Origin of the sequence: Aromatoleum evansii, assembly GCF_012910805.1 — a bacterium.
Classification (GTDB): Bacteria; Pseudomonadota; Gammaproteobacteria; order Burkholderiales; family Rhodocyclaceae; genus Aromatoleum; species Aromatoleum evansii.
In genome coordinates this window covers 1-431 of the sequence record NZ_WTVK01000244.1, presented here as the reverse complement: position 1 = coordinate 431, position 431 = coordinate 1, and the positions used below count along the sequence as shown (strand labels likewise).

Genomic DNA, 431 nt, shown 5'->3' with positions numbered 1-431 from the left:
ATGTACGCGAGGTAGGCGCGCACGTTGGCGAGCTGCTGCCAGCGATCACCGGGCATCTTGCGCAGCAGGCTGCCCTTGCCGTGCACGACCTCGTCGTGGCTGACGGGCAGCACGAACTGCTCGCTGAACGCGTAGACGAGCGCGAACGTCAGGTCGTGGTGATGATGCTGACGGTAGATCGGCTCACGCGCGACGTAGTCGAGCGAGTCGTGCATCCAGCCCATGTTCCACTTGAGCCCGAAGCCCAGGCCGCCGGTGTCCGTCGAGCGGGTGATGCCCGGCCACGACGTCGACTCCTCGGCGATGATGACGGCACCCGGCGTGCGCTTGTACGCCGTCGCGTTCGTCTCCTGCAGCAGCTGCACGGCTTCGAGGTTCTCCTGGCCGCCGAACTTGTTCGGCACCCATTCGCCGTCCTTGCGGGCGTAGTT

Annotated in this window: 1 pseudogene; it reads right to left on the bottom strand. The window is 66.1% G+C overall.

From position 1 onward, the window contains the following. A pseudogene (locus tag GO615_RS29995) lies at window positions 1-431 on the bottom strand (1,4-alpha-glucan branching enzyme); the annotation flags it as partial.